This is a genomic window from Paraburkholderia edwinii, assembly GCF_019428685.1.
GTDB lineage: Bacteria > Pseudomonadota > Gammaproteobacteria > Burkholderiales > Burkholderiaceae > Paraburkholderia > Paraburkholderia edwinii.
On record NZ_CP080096.1, the window covers coordinates 227,193 to 245,578 of the forward strand.

At 62.1% G+C, this 18,386-nt stretch carries 16 protein-coding genes; 7 read left to right on the top strand and 9 right to left on the bottom strand.

The window, feature by feature from the left end; genetic code table 11:
- Window positions 1-480: 480 nt before the first annotated feature.
- Window positions 481-1,875, top strand: a complete 1,395-nt coding sequence (locus KZJ38_RS22880) for a selenium-binding family protein (RefSeq protein ID WP_219801988.1) — start codon at window positions 481-483, stop codon at window positions 1,873-1,875.
- Between the two features lie 28 nt (window positions 1,876-1,903).
- Window positions 1,904-2,599, top strand: a complete 696-nt coding sequence (locus KZJ38_RS22885) for a hypothetical protein (protein WP_246641953.1) — start codon at window positions 1,904-1,906, stop codon at window positions 2,597-2,599.
- Between the two features lie 129 nt (window positions 2,600-2,728).
- Here the strand turns inward: KZJ38_RS22885 and KZJ38_RS22890 are convergent, their stop codons facing one another.
- Together KZJ38_RS22890 and KZJ38_RS22895 are read right to left on the bottom strand one after the other, a co-directional pair.
- Window positions 2,729-3,838, bottom strand: coding sequence for a glycosyltransferase family protein (locus KZJ38_RS22890; RefSeq protein WP_219801989.1), 1,110 nt, complete (start codon window positions 3,836-3,838; stop codon window positions 2,729-2,731).
- 49 nt (window positions 3,839-3,887) lie between these two features.
- A complete protein-coding gene (locus tag KZJ38_RS22895) occupies window positions 3,888-4,922 on the bottom strand; it encodes a hypothetical protein (RefSeq protein WP_219801990.1) in 1,035 nt (344 codons plus the stop codon).
- Between the two features lie 258 nt (window positions 4,923-5,180).
- Here KZJ38_RS22895 and KZJ38_RS36705 point away from each other — a divergent pair, with 258 nt between their 5' ends.
- The gene (locus KZJ38_RS36705; protein WP_246641954.1) at window positions 5,181-5,735 is read left to right on the top strand and encodes a hypothetical protein; all 555 of its coding nucleotides are present in this window, start codon (window positions 5,181-5,183) and stop codon (window positions 5,733-5,735) included.
- 163 nt (window positions 5,736-5,898) lie between these two features.
- Here the strand turns inward: KZJ38_RS36705 and KZJ38_RS22905 are convergent, their stop codons facing one another.
- The 5 genes from KZJ38_RS22905 to KZJ38_RS22925 all read right to left on the bottom strand — a co-directional run bounded on the left by KZJ38_RS22905 (window position 5,899) and on the right by KZJ38_RS22925 (window position 11,076).
- A complete protein-coding gene (locus KZJ38_RS22905) occupies window positions 5,899-6,264 on the bottom strand; it encodes a response regulator (RefSeq protein ID WP_075159281.1) in 366 nt (121 codons plus the stop codon).
- A gap of 22 nt (window positions 6,265-6,286) precedes the next feature.
- Window positions 6,287-7,246 (bottom strand): chemotaxis protein CheX, encoded by a 960-nt coding sequence (locus tag KZJ38_RS22910; RefSeq protein ID WP_219801991.1) that lies wholly within the window; start codon window positions 7,244-7,246, stop codon window positions 6,287-6,289.
- A 37-nt stretch (window positions 7,247-7,283) separates the two neighbouring features.
- On the bottom strand, window positions 7,284-7,874 hold the full coding sequence (locus tag KZJ38_RS22915; RefSeq protein ID WP_219801992.1) for a hypothetical protein: 591 nt from the start codon (window positions 7,872-7,874) through the stop codon (window positions 7,284-7,286).
- 9 nt (window positions 7,875-7,883) lie between these two features.
- Window positions 7,884-8,606 (bottom strand): methyl-accepting chemotaxis protein, encoded by a 723-nt coding sequence (locus tag KZJ38_RS22920; RefSeq protein ID WP_219803570.1) that lies wholly within the window; start codon window positions 8,604-8,606, stop codon window positions 7,884-7,886.
- Between the two features lie 76 nt (window positions 8,607-8,682).
- The gene (locus tag KZJ38_RS22925; RefSeq protein WP_219801993.1) at window positions 8,683-11,076 is read right to left on the bottom strand and encodes a HAMP domain-containing protein; all 2,394 of its coding nucleotides are present in this window, start codon (window positions 11,074-11,076) and stop codon (window positions 8,683-8,685) included.
- Window positions 11,077-11,430: 354 nt separating this feature from the next.
- Between KZJ38_RS22925 and KZJ38_RS22930 the strand changes: the two genes are divergently transcribed.
- Both KZJ38_RS22930 and KZJ38_RS22935 read left to right on the top strand, forming a co-directional pair.
- Window positions 11,431-12,474: a transporter gene (locus tag KZJ38_RS22930; RefSeq protein ID WP_219801994.1), complete on the top strand. Its 1,044-nt coding sequence runs from the start codon at window positions 11,431-11,433 to the stop codon at window positions 12,472-12,474.
- A 160-nt stretch (window positions 12,475-12,634) separates the two neighbouring features.
- A complete protein-coding gene (locus KZJ38_RS22935; protein WP_219801995.1) occupies window positions 12,635-14,410 on the top strand; it encodes a phospholipase D-like domain-containing protein in 1,776 nt (591 codons plus the stop codon).
- Between the two features lie 67 nt (window positions 14,411-14,477).
- Here the strand turns inward: KZJ38_RS22935 and KZJ38_RS22940 are convergent, their stop codons facing one another.
- Together KZJ38_RS22940 and KZJ38_RS22945 are read right to left on the bottom strand one after the other, a co-directional pair.
- Window positions 14,478-14,972, bottom strand: a complete 495-nt coding sequence (locus KZJ38_RS22940; RefSeq protein ID WP_246641955.1) for an MgtC/SapB family protein — start codon at window positions 14,970-14,972, stop codon at window positions 14,478-14,480.
- A gap of 19 nt (window positions 14,973-14,991) precedes the next feature.
- Window positions 14,992-15,429 (bottom strand): hypothetical protein, encoded by a 438-nt coding sequence (locus KZJ38_RS22945; RefSeq protein ID WP_219801996.1) that lies wholly within the window; start codon window positions 15,427-15,429, stop codon window positions 14,992-14,994.
- 173 nt (window positions 15,430-15,602) lie between these two features.
- Here KZJ38_RS22945 and KZJ38_RS22950 point away from each other — a divergent pair, with 173 nt between their 5' ends.
- The gene (locus tag KZJ38_RS22950) at window positions 15,603-16,871 is read left to right on the top strand and encodes a TolC family protein (protein ID WP_219801997.1); all 1,269 of its coding nucleotides are present in this window, start codon (window positions 15,603-15,605) and stop codon (window positions 16,869-16,871) included.
- Window positions 16,872-16,888: 17 nt separating this feature from the next.
- Complete coding sequence (locus tag KZJ38_RS22955) at window positions 16,889-18,367, top strand: efflux RND transporter periplasmic adaptor subunit (protein ID WP_425518433.1); 1,479 nt, start codon at window positions 16,889-16,891, stop codon at window positions 18,365-18,367.
- Window positions 18,368-18,386 lie beyond the last annotated feature (19 nt).

Here is an 18,386-nt window from a genome sequence, read left to right on the forward strand (position 1 = left end):
CACATAGATGCAATGCGAATAGCGGGTACTTTACACCTTGCCTTCAATGTTTGACAGGAACGTTTTCGCGTTTTGATCCCTGCGCAGCGGCAGCTTCTTGCGAAACATGAGCGCATGCGGTTCGCGTGTTTCGTGTGAAGTAAGCGTTCGCCATAGCGTTCGGAAACGCGCGGTTACGCGGTTCACACGTGCCGCATTTCCCGGAAACGCTCACCTTTTAGGGCAACTGTATGTTTGCGCGAGTGCTTGCCGCCCGTCGCCGCGCGGCACATCCGCTTCGCTCTCCATCACAACAAGGCGCGTCGATGTGCCACGCTTTTCCGTTTAATTGCCTACGATTGATAGCTCACGCAACGCGTAGTGCGCGTTGTCGCGGCGCAGCATCGATCACCCTGCAACGTTCATCGCGCTTTTGGCGCGTGCGCATATGAAAGCGGTTGTGCGTGCGCTGGAAAAACGCGATCTAACCGGAGAACCGAAATGGCGACGTGGAAACCCGATCCCACCTTCTACCCGTCGGCACGGCTCGCAGGCAGCGCGCCGAAGGAGACGCTCGCGTATGTCGCGAGCTTCGACCCCTCGCGGAAAATGCCGGACGATATCGCCGTGGTCGATGTCGATGCCGCATCCGCGGACTACGGGAAAATCGTCAACCGCGTCGAGATGCCGAATGTCGGCGACGAGCTGCATCACTTCGGCTGGAACGCGTGCAGTTCCTGCCTGTGCCCCAACGCGCCGCATCCGCATTCGGAACGACGCTATCTTGTCGTGCCGGGGCTGCGCTCGTCGCGCATTCATATCATCGACACCAAGCCCGACGGCCGGAACCCAAAGATCGTGCGCGTGCTCGAGCCCGACGAAGTCGCGTCGAAAGGCGGCTATACGCGTCCGCATACGGTCCATTGCGGACCGGCCGGCATCTATGTCGCGGCGCTTGCCAACGAGAAAGGGGAAGCGCCGGGCGGCATCTTCCTGATGGATCATGAAACGTTCGATATTCGCGGCCACTGGGAAATCGACCGCGGCCCGCAGGAGCTCGCGTACGACGCGTGGTGGCATCTCGGCTACGACACGGTCGTCACGAGCGAATGGGGGCTGCCCGCGACATTCGAAAACGGCCTTGTGCCGGAGGTGCTGCTCGGCGGCAAATATGGCCACCGCCTGCACTTCTGGGACATCAACACGCGCAAACATAAGCAGGTGATCGATTTCGGCGCGGAAAACCAGCTCGTTTTCGAACTGCGCCCCGCGCATAACCCGACGATGGCGCATGGCTTCGTCAACTCGGTGATCAGCCTCAAGGACCTCTCGTCGTCGATCTGGACGTGGTACCGCGAAGGCAACGAGTGGGCGGTGCGCAAGGTCATCGAAATTCCCGCCGAGCCGGCCGATGCGGATGCGCTGCCGCCGATGCTCAAAGGCTTCGGCGCGGTGCCGCCGCTCGTCACCGATATCGCGCTGTCGCTCGACGACCGTTACCTCTACGTCTCGTGCTGGGGCACCGGCGACCTGCGTCAGTACGATGTGTCGGACCCATTCCATCCGGAGCTGACGGGCACGGTACGCATCGGCGGCATCGTGTCGCGCGCGACGCACGCGGGCGCGAGCGGCAATCCGTTGAACGGCGGACCGCAAATGGTCGAAGTGAGCCGCGACGGCAAGCGCGTTTACTTCACGAACTCGCTGTACGGCGTGATCGACGACCAGTTCTATCCGGACGGGCTCAACGGCTGGATGGTCAAGCTCGATGCGGCGCCGGGCGGCGGCCTTGCGTTCGACTCGAAGTTTTTCCTCGAATGGCCGGCCACGCATCGTCCGCATCAGATTCGCCTCGAAGGCGGCGACGGTTCGTCCGACTCGTACTGCTATCCGTAATACGCTCTGTGGGCGTAGCGAACACTTTATGAACGACCTGTTTGCGGGCAGCCTGGCGTCGACGTGGGCCACCGTGATCGGCAGCGGCGTGTTTCACGGCGTGAATCCGGCGATGGGGTGGCTGTTCGCTGCCGCGCTCGGCTTGCAGCGCGGCAGCCGCAAAGCCATGCTGCTCGCGCTGCCGCCGATCGCGGTGGGGCACGCGGCGTCGGTGCTGCTCGTGATGACCTCCGCGATCGCGTTCGGCGTGTTCGTGCAGACGTCACATCTGCGTGTCGCGATGGGCGCGGTGCTGATTGTGTGGGCTGCGTATCACCATTTTTATGGACATCGGCATCGCGTCAGGGTTGGCATGACGGCGGGGTTTATCGGGCTCGCGCTGTGGTCGGCTGCGATGGCGACGATGCATGGCGCGGGCCTGATGCTGATTCCGGCGTTGCTGCCGGTTTGCGGTGGGGCTTCTGCGGCTGCGGCTTCCGCTTCTGTTGCTTCTGCTTCGATTGCTTCCGGTGCGGCGGCAAGCATTCTGCCTGCCTCGTTGCAGATGGTTGGGCAAATGACCGCGCTGCACACGGTCGTGACCTTGGTCACCGAAGCGGCGATTGCGTTCGCGGCCTACGAATACCTGGGGCTCGGCATGCTGCGACGTGGCTGGATCAATTTCGACTGGCTGTGGTGCGGCGCGTTGACGGTGACCGGCGTCCTGTTGATCGTCATGGGGTAGGTGTTGAAAGCGGTTGTGTACGGCCGTGTACGGGCCGTGTACGTATATGTGGGCGCACGGCCCGTGTTCCCGGATATCCTCACCTCTCGCGCTTAGACTCCCGGATCGGCTCACCATCAAAATAGCGCGCTAGCGTTTTATCCACGCGCGTAGCTTGTCGCGCCAACCCGCATGCAAACGTCTACGCGCCGCCCAGTTGTAATCAGGGCAGACTCGCGCGCGCCATACATCGGCCTCGCCCGAGAAGCGCGACACGCCGAACCGCTGCGGCGCTTCGAACAGGTCGAGATACGCGCGCCGATAGTGTTCGATCATCGCGTGCTCCGCATAGTGCGTCTCCATCCAGCGCCGCGACGCCGCGCCGATTTCCGCGCGCAGCGAGCGATCCGCGAGCAGCGCGCGCAACGGCGCTTGCGCTTCTTCGAGCCGCACGTCGATCCACGGCAGATCGGTCGCGCCGGTCAGCTTGCGCAACTGCGACTGTACGCGCGGGTCGAGATAACCGAGCGTCGGCTTGCCTTGCGCAAGCGCTTCGAGTCCGCTCAGGTGGTAGTTGCCGGTCACGCATTCGTCGATCGCGATCGCGGCGCCTTGCTTCAAACGAAGACACTCGTCGTGCGGCGTATCGACGATCAACTGCAAACGGCAAAGCCCCTCACGTTCGAGCTTGCGTAACAGCGCGAGCGTTTGCGGCACGCCCTTCGTCTCCCAGCGCGTTTTCCACGCCGACGCACGCCCACTCGGAGAAAACGTGATGATCGGCAGTCCGTCCGCTTCCGCGTGCGGCACATAGCGCGGATCGTCGATCGGCACGACGTTCGGCACAACGCGCGCATACGGGTAAAAGCGCTCGGGGCCTTGCGCGATCACCAGCTGCGGAACGCCTTCGTTGACGATGCGCACGAGCAGGCTCGCGTCACCGTTCGCCCATAAATCGGGGGCCGAATGGTATTGACGGATCAGCCTCTTGTCGCCGAATCGCTTCTGGAAATCGGTGCCGAAAGTCTCATTGAGCGAAAAGTATTGGTGAATGTGAATGACGTCGGCTTCGGCGATCGTGTCGAGCGCCTGTTGCTGCTGCGTCCGCCAGTCGATGTCGATGGCGAACGTGCGGGTCCGGTACGCGGCCGCGTTGAACACCACGTGACGCGCGCGAATATCGGTGAGGCGGTTGAGTGCCGATACGATATTGCCGGGGCTGCCGGCAACCGGCGTATTGGATAGATGTACGACCTTCATCGAACACGGACGCGGATCTGGCTAATGCTGCGGATGCGGTTACGGCCCCTCACGCCGGCATTTTCCGTGTCGCATGCGTTCGCAGGCCGATTAGCGAATGCCAGCTTCGCTTCTCGAAGATCTCCGCATCGAGCGCGCTATCCATCGACAGATTGACGACACGCACACCGCGTTGCTTCAACAGTGCCGACGCCTGCCTGAACGAAGGCTCGATATGCGCGCCGAAGTTCTGATCGAGCGCGCTCGGTTGCATATTGACCCCGGTTTCGTAGAAGCGCGGCGTGCGCGACGCATTGCGCAAATCGACGCCATGCAGAAACACATTGTCGAAGCCGAGCGAATGCAACACCTGCAAGCCCGCATAGGCGACCGTGCAGCCGTCGAATACGCCGCGCCGCACATCGAGGCTAAAGCCGAGCACGCGCGCTTCATCGAACAGCACAAGATCGCCGCGCGCATGCGACGCTTTCAGGTCGCGGCCGCGCAACGCGCGTTTCCCGGCCGGATACTGCACGTCTTCGATCACGAAGACGCGGCAGCGCATGTTCTCGAGCGGGAAATACTGCGCGATGTACCACAGCACGAGCGGCGTGGCGAACAGAACGAGCGGTTGCTGCACGACGCGCGCGACCAGATCGGGACGGTTGCGCGCGAACCCCGCATCGACGATGCAGTAGTAATCAAAGCGCACATCGTGCCTGTCCTGCAGCGCGATCGCGCCGTTGACGCCCATCACGTGATCGAGATCGAGTTTGCCGTAGTCGATCGCATTGATCGAAGGGCCCGCCGCAATCAGATGGCAGGCGCCGGTACGCGAACCGAGCAGTGCAGACGTGTTTTCGATAGCGAGCCGGTGGCGCCCGATGCGCAACGCCGCAATACATCGCTGCGCATCGCGATCGATCGACACCGCGCGCCACAGACGCTCGTTATGCCGATATGCGCGGGAACGGGTCCAGCGGTAGAAGAGCTTGAAGAGTGTGGCCGAAAACCGCCGGGTTCGGCGCGGCCATATATAGGCGCTAGCCTCCGGCGCTCCGGCCGCGGCATCGCGTAACGATGCCGCCCGGTCGACTGACAGCATATCGGGTCCCCAGCAGTACGCCGGGACAGGCGCACCGAGTGGGCCACAGTCTAGTGCCGCTGCGTATTACACGCGTTACGACCATCAGGCGCATTGATTACGCTCTGTTACGCACGCGGTTGTTTAAACCTTAAAACGCTTATGCAAATCACATGGATCACGATGCGCACTCAATATCAACGGAGCGTGAAAATTGGCGCTCCAAAAAACCGTATATACTGTTTATATCGTTTATAAGGTTCCGAAGGAGATCGAGTGATGGCAGAAGCTGAAAAGGCAACGCCGGCGAAGAGCAATACGAGCGCCGGCAAAACGGCAAAGACCGCGAAGACAACGAAAGCGGCGAAAACGGTGAAATCCGCAAAACCGGCTGCAAAACCCGCCGCTAAGCCTGCGGCTAAACCCACTACGAAGGCCGCAAAACCCGCGGCAAAAGCGGTCAAACCTGCGGTGAAGGCGGAACAACCGGTCGCAAAGGCGCCGAAAGCCGCTCAAACGCAGCCGCAACCGGCTGAAAAGGTCGTCAAGGCAGTCAAAGATGTCAAGGTCGCGAGCGCGAAAGACGGCAAGGAAGAAAAAGCGCGCCGCGCCAGGAAAGACAAGGTCGTGCGCGACAGCTTCACGATGCCGAAGTCCGACTACGTGAAAATCGCGGAATTGAAGCAGCGCTGCCTCGATGCAGGCGTATCGGTAAAGAAAAGCGAACTGCTGCGCGCGGGCCTCGCGCTGCTCGCCGAAGCGCAGCCGAAGCGGCTGATCGCCGCCGTGTCGGCGCTGGACACCGTGAAAACGGGCCGCCCCGCGAAGTCGTAAGCAAGAACACGAAGAAGCATGCGCGCGGCAGTGTCCCCTGCCGCTGCGCCATCCTGCCGCGTTAGAACTAAAGCCTTAAAGCGGTTTGCCGCTTTGCCGCACGTCCGCTTTAAGGCCCCCCGCTTTAAGTGCTCCGCTTTGGGGGCCTTTGCTTTGCAGCCCTTTAACCAGCCAGCTTGCGGAACGTCTCGAGCACCGCCTCGCCCTTGAACGGCTTGACGATCCAGCCCTTCACGCCGGCCGCCTTGCCACGTTCCTTCATCGCCGGGCTGCTTTCGGTGGTCAGCATGATGACGTTGACCGTCGCATTGCCGAGCTCGCCGCGAATCTTCTCGACCATCGTCAGGCCGTCCATATTCGGCATGTTCACGTCGCTGATCACGAGCTTCGTGCCGGGGCTTGCCTTCAGTTTGGCGAGTCCGTCCTTGCCGTCGACCGCGGTATCGACATCGAGGCCGTTCTTCTTCAGAAAGCCGGCCACTTCGTCGCGCACCGTGCTCGAGTCGTCCACTACCAGAATCTTTGCCATGTTGGTTTCTCCGTAACGCCTATCAGAAGAGATCGAGTTCGCCCGCTTCGACGGTCGTGCCCGGCTGCTCGGTAATCTCCCTGAATTCCTCGGGCGACCAGCTGAGGCTGAACACGAATCGTTGATGCAGATTGACCGAACGGCCCGATTCCTCGTCCGTGATCGTGTAGACGAAGCACAGTTGCGGGTTTTCCGAGCCGAACGAAATGTATTTCTGCCGGTGATTGACGAGCAGCGGCACTTGCACCTGGGCACGCGCGAGCGTGTCGGCATCGCCCAGATAGCGGTTCTTGAACGCGCCCCAGATCAGGTTGGTCAGTTCGCCGAGCAGATCGTTGAGGTCGCGGAAGTCAGCCGTGCCGTCGCCGGCGCCGCGCCGGTCGAGCAGCGCGAGCAGCGGCTCCTCTTCCGCCTGAATCATCATGTAGCCGCGGCACCACGCACTTTCGAGCGCGATCAGGCTGAACACCTCGCCGAAGATAATGCGGTCGCGCACGATGGTCGGCGGCGCGCAGGTAATCGTGAAGTCCTTGAACAGCGTCGAGAGCTTCGACTCGCTGATTTCCGAAATGCCGCGCACGAGCACATTCGGATAATCGAGGCTGAAAATATAGCGGTCGATCACCTCGCGCAGCGGCGACATATCCGACGCCACGTAGGCCGCGCAGATAATCTGCCGAAGGCTCTCGGGCAGATCGTCAAGCGCCGTGCGCGTTTCGCGCCGCATGATGATCGGCAATTCAGGGCGCACCGCATAGACGCGATTCGCGATCGCCGCGGCCTCGTCGAGCGAGCCGCCGTAGTTTTCGTCGAGCAGGATCGCGCCGAGGTCGATATTCGCGCGCAGCACGGACAGCAGGCGGCTTTTGCGCACCTTCACGCCGACGAGGTTGTTCTCGTCGCAGAAGCGCTTGATGGTGTCCATGTGCAGCGGGCTCTCGTCGAGCACCAGCACCTTGCTGACCGGTTTGTTGAGGTTCATCGCTTGCCTGCGGGTTTGACTAACGGATACGGGTACGTCAGAACAGCTCGAGTTCGCCGCTCGTGTCTTCGGCAACGCTCACGTCCGCCGTGAAATCGATCGGTGCATGCGCGCAGACGCATAGCGTGGCCGACAGTTGCACCGCATCGTTGATCGTCACGGCCCACGTCTCGAGCAGCTCGGGCTTGAGCCCTTCCAGATACGGCAGGCAACGCGCGCTCAACATATACGGCGTCGACATCCCGAGGTCCGGAAAGTAGCGCAACAGCTCCTGGTTGATCGCGCCGCAGCACAGGTTGCAGATTTCCTGGAACACCTCGCTAAACTGCCGTTCCGCGTCGCCCTTCGTGTAGTACTCCACGGTCGCGACATCTTCTTTCACGTGCAGCATCAGCAGCAGCCGGAACGAAATCGATGAAATCGTCAGGACCACGACATTCGCAACGTTTGCGCGATCGATCGTCGTCCGGGCTAACGGAGCGTTCGCCGTGCTGTCCGCGGCCGAGCCCGCGCCGTGCCGCGTTTGCAGCACGATTTGACACGTATCGGCCGAGTCGACCGTCAGCCTCGTTTGCGCAGCCTTCTGCAGGATGCGCTCGAAGCTTTCCTTCGCTTGTGCGCTAATCACGTCGGATGCCTACTGAAGCTTTGCCTGGAACTGGTTCGCGAGCGATTCGACGCTGGCGAGCGACGCCGCCACCATCTTGCCGCCCGCCTGAATGTCCTGAAACGTCGCGGTCGTCGTCAGATCGTTGCGATGGAGGCTGTCGCGATAGCTCTTCGACAGCTCCTCCGAGCGCGCCGCGAGCGCGCGCACCTCGCTTGCGACCACCGCGAAGCCGCGTCCCGCCTGGCCCGCGCGCGCGGCCTCGATCGACGCATTGAGCGACACGATCACCACGTGCCGCACGATCGACGACAGCTCCTGGTTCTTCGTGTGCATGTCCTGGTTCTGCGTCATCAGCGAGATCATCTGTTCGTGCCAGCGCTCGAAGGTTCCGGCGAGGCCCTTCAGACGCGACGCTTCGCGAGCGAGCTGCTGCGCATCGCGCGTCCATTGCTCGCGGTTTTCAGTCGCCTGATGCAACGACGCGCGCGTTTCGTCGACCAGCGCCGTTTGCTGCGCAAGCGCATCGCGCAGCTGTTCGATCGATGCTTCGAGCTCGCGCTTGTCGTCTTCCGCTTGCGCCAGCAGCGCGGTATGACGGTCGTCGTCGCGAGCGAGCGCGTCGATTCGCGCATCGGCCTCGACGCGCAACCGTTTGATCAGCCGCGCGCGATGAACCCGATGCGCGACGAACGCGAGCATGGCGGTCACCACACCGGCGGCGACGGCTGCTGCTAGATACTGTTGAATCACACCCATCCTTCAAGCATTCCATTGACGCGAGGCGAGCGAACCGGCGATGCGGCCCGCGTGCGCCTCGCTAGCCGACTCAACCGGCCAGATGACCGTGGCCGATCGACGACGATTGCGCCGTGTCGTCGCTGCGCGCGTCCGTACCGAGGCTATCCACCGCGAGGCTGTCCGGCAGGCAGACAATCGTCTGGAACTGGCGGAACTCGGCGCCCCTGTGGTCGTCGGTGAAGCGCAGTTCGATGCTGCCGTGTTCGCGATTGAGGAAATCGCGAACTGCATCCATGCCGACGCCGCGGCCCGACACTTCCGTCACCTGCTCGGCCGTCGAGAAGCCCGGCCGGAAGATAAACTCCGCGATCTCTTCATCGCTGACTTGCGCATGGGCGTCGATCCAGCCGCGCTCGACGGCGATCGAGCGAATCCGGCTCAGTGCGAGGCCGCGCCCGTCGTCGCTCAGCGTGACCTGCAGCGCATGATTGTCCACGCCCACTTCGATATCGATCGCACCCGCGGCCGTCTTGCCTTGCGCCGTGCGCGCCGCAGCCGTCTCGATGCCGTGGTCCATCGAGTTGCGCAGCAGGTGCATGAACACGTTCTTCATCGTGGCGCCGGCCTGGCTGCGCAGGCGGTAGCCGTTGTCATCGATGCGCACGACCGGCGCATCCTTGCCCAGTTCGGCCGCCAGCGACGGCAGCGAATCGAGCACGCCCGACAGCGTTTCGGCCACGCTTTCCGTGCCGAGCACGCGCAGCATGCGGTGCAGCGCATCGCGCATCGTCACGAGCGCATCGACGTCACCGGTATTCGCGGTCTCGAGCAGTTTCAGGCTGTGCGCGATATGGTCCTTGTCGACCATCAGATAGCGGTCGGCGCCGCCGCGGCGCGCGAGACGCTTGCGGCCCAGGCTGATTTCGTTGATCTTCGCGTAGCTGTCGATCGCCTCGCGCACGCGGTCGAGTTCGGTCATCAGCTGTTCCTGATCCCACACGCGCTCGGCGTCGTCGCGACGCAGTTCCTCGTAACGCTGCTCGGTTTCGTGCACGACGTTCGTCAGATGCTGCAGGTTGTACGTGCGCGCATTGCCCTTGATCGTGTGCATATTGCGGAACAGCTCGGCAATCGCGCTGCCGTCCGGCAGTTCGTGCTTGCGGATAATCCGCTCGTTCTCGCTGACGAAGCCGCTTGCGCTGTCGATGAAGTGATGGAACTTCTCTTCGTTCACCGCGAGAATTTCGCCGATCATCTCGAGGCGGCGCTTCTGTTCGCCCGCTTCGGCCGCGAGCTTGCGCAGCTCGGTCACGTCGCGCACGCACAACATCAGGCGCACGATCGTGTCGGTTTCATCGGTAATCGCGGACCAGCTCAGGTCGAGCGTCTTCACGCGGCCATCGGGCATGTGCTTCGCAATTTCGCTGACCAGCAAGTGCTGGTTAAACTCGAAGTTGATCGCATCTTCGCCGAGGCAGGCGAACGTCGCCGCATCGATCTGCGAAAGATCGTCCGCGCCGAGATCGGTATCGGCGAACACGAGATCCATCAGCGAACGGCCGGCGATGTCGTTCGTTTCGAAGATCGCTTCGAGGTAGGCCGAATACTCCGAGTGAATCACCGCACCGTCGACCACGGTCAGAATGCCCTGCTGCATGTTTTGCAGCATCGCCTGGATATCGGCGGTCTTCTGCTTGAGCAGCGCCTGGTTTTCCTGGATCTTTTCGATCATGCCGTTGAACGCAACGATCGAGCGGCCGATTTCATCGAGGCGGCCCACCGGCACGCGGCGCGTAAAGTCCTGGCTCGCAGCGATTTCGCTCATCATCGCCTGCATGCGCGACAGCGGACGCGTGATCTGGCGGTACAGCAGCGCGCCGATGCCGGTCAGCAGCAGGATCGCGATACCGGTGACGGCGGCGATCGCCGTGGTGGTGGTCGCAAGCTTGTTGTTCAGGCCGGCGATGGCCTCGTCTTTCTGGCGGTTTTTCTCGATACGCAGCGTCTCGACGATGCCTTCGAGTTCGTCGCGGTACTCAGCGACATTCGCGAACAGATACGCCTGCGCCATTTCGTTCTTGCCCGCGAGCTTCATTTTCGCGGTGTCGTCGATGGCGGCGAAGTAGTTGGCGAGGCTTTCCTGCGCTTGCGTCACAAGCCCTTTTTGCGCCTGGCTTGCGGCGTCTTTGCCCTGGATGGCGAGCGCCTGCTTCAGCGTTTCGCGCTTTTTCTTCAGCTCGTCTTCAGCCTGCGAGACCATGTTCGCATCGGGCGCGTAGACGAGCGTCATCGTGGCAATCTGCACGTCCTTGACCTGCGAGACGAGGTCGGCGGACGCGAGTGCGCTGGGCACGACGCCTTCCGTCACCTTCCTGACTTCGGTTGCGCTCCCTCTGGTCTGGTACACGGCATAACCGCCGATAACAGACAGAGCGACGAACATCAAAATCACTAAAAGCGTAATGCGATGACGGATAGTCATGTGCGATTCCCCGAGGTAGTGCCGGCGTTGGTGTCCTGCTGTCGTTGCAGCGGGATCGTGGTCGCCTTATGTCAGTGGCCCGTTTGTCGAGCGGCGTCGCGATTGTTGTGGATGAATGTGACTGAACGATGAATCTTCACAATATCGGATGCGGCTCTACGCCGCGCGGGGCCTTAAAATCCCGTATAAATCGGGTCACCGGCAAGCGCTAAACCGGGCCGAAAAACGGGCCGCATGCACGGGCGGTGAAATGGTTGTGTCACAATATCCGGCAAAATCTGATACGTTTTTCCCGATTTCATTCGGTTCTCGCTCAGTTCCCCCCGTTTTCTTTCAGTCAAAGCGTCGTTGCCTATGAAACTGAACCTGGCGCCTTCTACGTACGGAGCGGACCAGTCGGGTCTCGTTTGCAGCTTCCGGTTCGTTTCCGGGCAACCGGGCGTGCCGATCGACTCCGAATCCGTCACGCGCTGGCTCGCCGATTACGAAGCGAATCGCGAACGCGCGAGCGGCGATTTTGTGTGGCTGCACTTCAACCTTGCCCACGTCGCGAGCGAGCGATGGATGCGCGCGCACCTCGACCTGCCCGACGAATATTTCGAGGCGCTGCGCGAGGGCTCGCACTCCACGCGTATCGAGCATCAGCATGGCGCGCTGCTTGCGGTCGTCAACGACGTGATCTTCGACTTCGAGAAAACGCCGTCCGATATCGCGACGCTGTGGGTCTACACACATAAGAACATCATGGTCACCGCGCGCCTTAAGCAGCTGCGCTCGGTGGACCGCTTGCGCGCCGCGGTGCGCGAGGGCGAAATTTTCAGCACGCCGGCCGAATTGCTGATTCATCTGATGCGCGACCAGGCCGATCTGCTCGTGCAAATCGTGCGCACCAGCAGTATTGAAGTGGACAGTATTGAAGACCACTTCCTGTCGAAACAGTCGGTGGAGAGCCGCCGCGATCTCGGCGCGATGCGCCGCGTGCTCGTGCGCTTGCAACGGCTGCTCGCGCCGGAGCCCGGTTCGATTTTCCGCTTGCTGGTGCGCCCGCCAAAGTGGCTATCGGAACAGGACGTTCAGCATCTGCGCGATTCGACCGAAGAGTTTTCACTCGTGCTCGGCGACCTGTCAGGTCTTGCCGAACGCATCAAGCTGCTGCAGGAAGAAATTGCCGCGCGTCTCGACGAGCAGACCAACCGCACGCTGTTCACACTGACGCTCGTCACGGTGCTGGCGCTGCCGATCAATATCATTGCCGGTTTGTTCGGCATGAATGTCGGCGGGGTTCCGCTCGCGGAGAATCATCACGGCTTCTGGGTGATGGTGCTGACCGTGGTCGGCTTGACGGCGCTTGCGGGCTGGTGGGTGTTCAGACGCACGGGGCGCTCTTCGGGCAGCTGAATATTGTTCGATTTTCGAGCACGCCGATAAAGCCGCGTGCCTGCGCGCGGTAAATGACACGTTGTCACGCTGACTCGAAAACGACATACAAATTTCATCGTTTCAATATACGCGTTAGCCAGACTGGCCTCTTCGGACACATCGATCGAGGAGACAACTGATGGCTGTCGTCGTGCGCGCTTATCTGTCCCCCACGCTGGTGCTGCTGGCATTCGACTGGCCGCAAGGCAAAGGCCGGGACGATTTTCTCGGCTTCGCGATCAAACGGACGCCGGGCTTTTTCGATACCTCCGGTAAAACGCGCGAAACGAGCAGCTGGCTGCCCAACCGGATTACCTTCGACGGACCGGTGCCCGACGTGCAGCGCGACGCGCCAACCAACACCGCGCCGATCCAGAAGTTCATGTGGTGGGACGCGCGCATCGATCCGCCGGACCGGCAGCAGCATTTCGAATATCAGGTCTACCCGGTGACCGGCAAGCCATCCGCGCCTGAGCTGCTCGAAAGCGAAGCGGCCACGTGCCGCATTATCTTGCCGGGCCATATCGAACAAGGGATAGGCAGCTGGTTCAATCGCGCGGTGGTCAGTTCGCAAGCGTTTGCGCGAATGGTCAACGCGCTGCATCTGAAAGCTGGCGAAGCGCCATCGAAAGCCGAGGCACTGCGGCTTCGCACCTGGCTTGCGAACGATATCGAGGATACGTTCAAGACGGTATTCGCCGATGCGCAGCGCGCAGTCGCCGCCGTGTATCACCTGACCGATACGCTGTGGGCATTGCCCGCCTTCGAAGCGTTCGGCAAGGCGCACGGCAAGGCAAAGCTCGCGCTCGTCTACGACGCGCATCAGGTGCGCGAAAAAGGCAAGACCTTGCCGTCGCCGAACCAGCCGGCCGTCAACGCACTCGAAGGCATCGCGACGCTCTCGGCGCGGACCAAGACACACATCATGCACGACAAATTTATCGTGAGCGACGACGGCAACGGCGGATCGCGGCCTGCGCAATTGTTGACAGGCTCGGCAAACTTCACGACCGAGGGGCTGACCGAGCAGGCAAACGTGCTGCATCTGTTCGAATCGGCGGCGCTTGCACAGCTTTATAGCGATCGCGCGGCGAGCCTTGCGCAGAACCCGACGATTGGCGACACCGCGAAGCTGACCGCCGGCTGGTCCGATCCGGTTACGGTCGGCGCTGCGAAGGTTCGCGTGTGCTTTTCACCCGAGCCTAAAGACCAGCGCACGCAGATCGATACGATTGTCGATGCGATCGGCGCGGCAAAACATTCAGTGGTGTTCTGCCTGTTTATGCCAACCGACGCGCCGCTGCGCGACGCATGCTTCAAAGCGGGCGACAACGGGCTCATGATGTTCGGGCTCGTCAATCACATCAGCGAAAAATCGGCCGAAGATGCTGAGCAGGCCCAGCAGGACGGCAAGGTGCTCAATACCACCCAACTGGCGAACCTCGAGCTCTATCACCGCAGCAAGGAGCAGAAGGATGTGATCGACGCCGCGTTCTTTTCGCCGGCCACCGTGCCCGAAGGATTCATGCCCGAGTTGCAGCTTTTCCCCGGCGAACATGCGCCGCCGTTTGCGCCGGTGATCATCCACCACAAGTTTCTCGTGATCGACGCGGAAGGCGACAACCCGATCGTCTATACGGGCTCCGCGAATATGAGCAACAACTCCGAGCATTTCAACGACGAGAACCTGCTCGAGATTCGCGACAAGCGTATCGCGGGGATTTATCTCGCCGAGTTCTTGCGCTTATACGAACACTATCGGGCCCGCGCGATTGCGATTAGCGACCAGCAGAGCAGTCATAAGCGCGAGCGGCTCGTGTTGCAGCCGAATGGGTCGTGGGCCGATAAGTACTTTGTCGAGGGGAGCCCGGAGGAGAAAGCGCGCGTCGCACTTGCGCACCAGGCGAAGGATTGATGCAGCGTTCCGGACGGTATGGGCGCGGTGTGAGCGCGGTATGAGCGCGGTGTGTGCGATACCCGCCCTACTCCTCGTTCTCGATCATCGCGTCGCGGTGTTCCTGCGGTTTCGCCAGCCAATAACGATGCAGCGCATGCTCGGCAATGCGGCCCAGAATCAGCAACACCATAAATAGAAACGTCGCGATCAATGCAATCGACCAGGCGCCGACACCGCACACAATGCCGAGCGCCGCGGTCACCCATATCGATGCTGCCGTCGTCAGGCCGCGAATCTTGTCGGTGGCCGCGTTCTGCACGATCACGCCGGCGCCCAGAAAACCGATGCCGGTCACGATGCCCTGAATCGCGCGCGACGTCGCGTCGCTACCGGCCACCCCGTGCAGCGCGAAACCCGCGCCGGCCATCGTCACGAGGCACGAGCCGAGCCCGACAAGGCCGAGCGTCTTGACGCCGGTCGGCTTGCCGCGCATGTTGCGATCGATGCCGATGATGCAGCCGACCAGCATGGCGATCACCATCCGCAGCAACGCTTCGTTAAGAACGGGACCGGACAGCATAGGCGCGTTCAGATCAGTTTTAGGGTTTCCATGGCCACGCCGGATAAAGGCCAGCGGTGGCTTCCGATGCGGTTTCCGACAGCGGCGCCAACCCGTCGCCGAACCACGGCACCTCGCCTTTCAGGCTCGCCACATAGGCGCGCCAACCATCGTCATTCGCAGCAAACAGCGCGTCGCGCACCACCGCCGCGAGGCGCTCGCGATTCAACCCGGCTTCGAGCAACTCGGCGGGCCAGCAGGCAAACGTCGCACTTGCACGCCGCACGAATTCCTGCGCGGTCATCTCGCCCGCTACGTGTTGCAACAACGGCAGCTTCGCAAGCGAGTGCTGGGCGGACACAAGTTCACGCAGCGTAACCGTTGTCCGATCGCCTGAATGGGACAGAACCTTGTCCATCGCATCGAGCACCGCGCCGAGGTGCAATAGCAGTGCCCGACGTTCGAACGCATCTTTCATCACATCTTCCGATTTGCAGTCAGGCCCACCATTCTAGACCGCCTGACCGATCCACCCCAAAAATGCGCGTGATCATGAATCGCAACATGACGGAAATGTCATGTTGCGCTCATCTTCACACTGAGCCTGATCCTTAGCATCGAACGCATCCAGTCTCACGATGCGCTCGCTACATGTATAGACACACATTTTCAGCATTGCTTCTGGTTTTCACGTTGACGGCGACAGCGGCTCCCGCAGAACCTCTCACGCTCGACGACGCACTCGCGCTCGCCGAGCAAAACAATCCGCAATTGCGCAGTGCCCGTTTCAATGCCGATTCGACGAGCGGTGCCATCATGCAGGCCGCCGCGCGCCCGAATCCATCGTTGTCGTTCTTGCAGGAAGGACTGAGCGGTACGGACCGCACATCGACCGCGCTCATCAACCAGACAATCGAGCTCGGCGGAAAGCGCAACGCGCGTCTCGATGTGGCGTCGTACCGGCGCGAGGCCGCGCTCGCATCGCTCGATAGCCGTGCTGCCACGTTGCAGGCGGATGTCGCGAGCGCGTTTTATGGCCTGCTGGCCGCGCAACGTCAATTGCAGGTAGCCGAAGAGTCGGCGCGACTCGCCGCACGCTCCGCCGGTATCGCCGAACGGCGCGCGCTTGCGGGCAAGGTGTCGCCGGTCGAGGCGACAAAGGCGCGCGTTGCGGCCAGCGCCGCCGACATCGAGGCGGCCAACGCGCGCCGCCGCCTTGCCACCGCGCTCGACACGCTGGCAAATACGACCGGCAGCGAGGCGCCGCGCGAGCGCGCCGCAACGGGCGATCTCGATACGCTTCCGTCCATCGAGCCTTTAGCCCAGCTTCTGCCGCGCATCGACAGCGCACCCGATTCGCGAGCGGCACGCGCCGAGGCATTGCGCGCCACTGCGGCGATCGCAGTGGAAAAGGCAAAGCGGATTCCGGACCTCACGATCAGCGCCGGCATGAAGCGCATCTCGACCACGGGCGCCCCGATCAATCAGGCGGTGATCGGCATCTCGATTCCGTTGCCGATCTTCGATACGAACAAGGGCGCGCTGCTCGAAGCCGCGCATCAGGCGGAAAAAGCCGATGCGGACGTGGATGCCGCGCGCGCCCGTCTGCGGCTCGAATTGTCGCAAGCGTATGCCGCGTACGAAACCGCCGCCGACGAGGCGCACCGCCTGAAAGCCGATGTACTGCCCGCGGCGCGGGAGGCACTTGACGCGATGTCGCGCGGCTACGAGCTCGGCAAGTTTGGTTTCCTCGATGTGCTCGATGCACAACGCACGCTGTTTCAGGGCGAATCGCAATACGTGACGGCGCTTGGCGATGCGCATCGCGCGTACGCGGAGATAAGCCGGCTGGTTGGCGCACCGACATCCGCATCCGCATCTTCATTCAATCGCGATGCGATCTCTTCTACAGGCTACTGATCATGAAAAATTCAATTTTGCCGCGCAAATACAGGACCAGTGCCATGATTAGCGCATTTATTCTGATCGCAATTGTCGTCACCGTGATCCTGCGCATGCGCGAACCGGCACGTGCTGCGGTGCAGCCCGATAAAGTTGCGCGAACAACCGATGCCGCGATGGGGAGCAACGGCGACACGCTATTAAAAAGCGGTGCGCTTGCGATCGAAGTATCGATGTCCGAAAAGGACAGTGCAGCACGGCTGGTCGTTTCGCCTTTCGTCGACGGCAAACCCGCCACAAAAGACATCAGCGTGACGGCCTCCGTCAAACGCTACGACGGCGTGCGACAAGCATTGCGCTTCACCGCCGATGCCTCATCGCGCTTTACAAGCACCGAGGCGATTGCCAAACCACATGTATTCGACGCAGCTATCGCTGTCAGAGCAGGCAACCGCTCCGAGTCGTTTACCTTCTCGCACACCGACGGCGCGATCGCGCTCAACGCGGAGCAGATCAACACCAACCGCATTGAAATCTCGCGTGCCGGGCCCGTGCAGGTTATCAACCGCATTCGCCTGCCCGGCGAAATCAGGCTCGACGAAGACCACACCGCGCATGTCGTGCCGCGCGTCGCGGGCATCGTCGAACGCGTGGACGTATCGATCGGACAGACGGTCACGCAAGGACAACGGCTTGCGGTCATCTCGAGCCCCGATCTCGCGGACCGCCGCAGCGAGCTGCTTGCCGCGCAGCGCCGCCTGAGCGCGGCGCGCACGACGTACGAACGCGAACGGTCGCTGTGGCAGGAGCGCATCTCCGCCGAACAGGACTACCTGCAGGCTCAGACGCAACTGCGCGAAGCTGAAATCGCTGCGCAGAACGCGCGCCAGAAGCTCGCCGCACTCGACGCAACCCCTGGCGCAAGCGCAGGCGCATTGAACCGCTATGAACTGCGCGCGCCGTTTGCGGGAACCGTCGTCGAAAAGCACGTCGTGGCGGGCGAAGCGGTCGCCGCCGACGCCAATGTCTTCGTGCTATCGGATCTTTCATCCGTGTGGGCCGAGATGGCCGTGCCCGCGCAACGCCTGAACGACGTGCGCGTCGGCCGCGAGGTGACCGTCAGCGCGAGCGCATTCGACTCGCGCGCGAACGGCCGCATCGCTTTCGTCGGCGCCTTGCTCGGCGAAGCGACGCGCACCGCGCCCGCACGCGTCGTACTGCCGAATCCAGGCGGTGCGTGGCGGCCCGGCATGTTCGTCGATGTCGACGTCGATGCCGGTGCGCAGGATATCCCCGTCGGCGTACGCGCCGATGCCGTGCTCGACATCGACGGTACGCCGTCCGTGTTCGTGTTGTCGCCGAAGGGCTTCGTCGCGCAACCGGTGCAAACGGGACGGCGCGATGCGCAAACCGTCGAAATCGTCAGCGGCCTGCAACCGGGCCAGCAGTATGCGGCGGCCAACGCGTTCGTGCTGAAGGCCGAACTCGGTAAAGGCAACGCAGAGGAGCACTGACGCGATGCGCGACACCACC

Coding starts and splice junctions, on each gene's coding strand:
- KZJ38_RS22880 (WP_219801988.1), top strand. CDS start 481: ATGGCGACGTGGAAACCCGATCCCACCTTCTACCCGTCGGCACGGCTC.
- KZJ38_RS22885 (WP_246641953.1), top strand. CDS start 1,904: ATGAACGACCTGTTTGCGGGCAGCCTGGCGTCGACGTGGGCCACCGTG.
- KZJ38_RS22890 (WP_219801989.1), bottom strand. CDS start 3,838: ATGAAGGTCGTACATCTATCCAATACGCCGGTTGCCGGCAGCCCCGGC.
- KZJ38_RS22895 (WP_219801990.1), bottom strand. CDS start 4,922: ATGCTGTCAGTCGACCGGGCGGCATCGTTACGCGATGCCGCGGCCGGA.
- KZJ38_RS36705 (WP_246641954.1), top strand. CDS start 5,181: ATGGCAGAAGCTGAAAAGGCAACGCCGGCGAAGAGCAATACGAGCGCC.
- KZJ38_RS22905 (WP_075159281.1), bottom strand. CDS start 6,264: ATGGCAAAGATTCTGGTAGTGGACGACTCGAGCACGGTGCGCGACGAA.
- KZJ38_RS22910 (WP_219801991.1), bottom strand. CDS start 7,246: ATGAACCTCAACAAACCGGTCAGCAAGGTGCTGGTGCTCGACGAGAGC.
- KZJ38_RS22925 (WP_219801993.1), bottom strand. CDS start 11,076: ATGACTATCCGTCATCGCATTACGCTTTTAGTGATTTTGATGTTCGTC.
- KZJ38_RS22930 (WP_219801994.1), top strand. CDS start 11,431: ATGAAACTGAACCTGGCGCCTTCTACGTACGGAGCGGACCAGTCGGGT.
- KZJ38_RS22935 (WP_219801995.1), top strand. CDS start 12,635: ATGGCTGTCGTCGTGCGCGCTTATCTGTCCCCCACGCTGGTGCTGCTG.
- KZJ38_RS22940 (WP_246641955.1), bottom strand. CDS start 14,972: ATGCTGTCCGGTCCCGTTCTTAACGAAGCGTTGCTGCGGATGGTGATC.
- KZJ38_RS22945 (WP_219801996.1), bottom strand. CDS start 15,429: ATGAAAGATGCGTTCGAACGTCGGGCACTGCTATTGCACCTCGGCGCG.
- KZJ38_RS22950 (WP_219801997.1), top strand. CDS start 15,603: ATGTATAGACACACATTTTCAGCATTGCTTCTGGTTTTCACGTTGACG.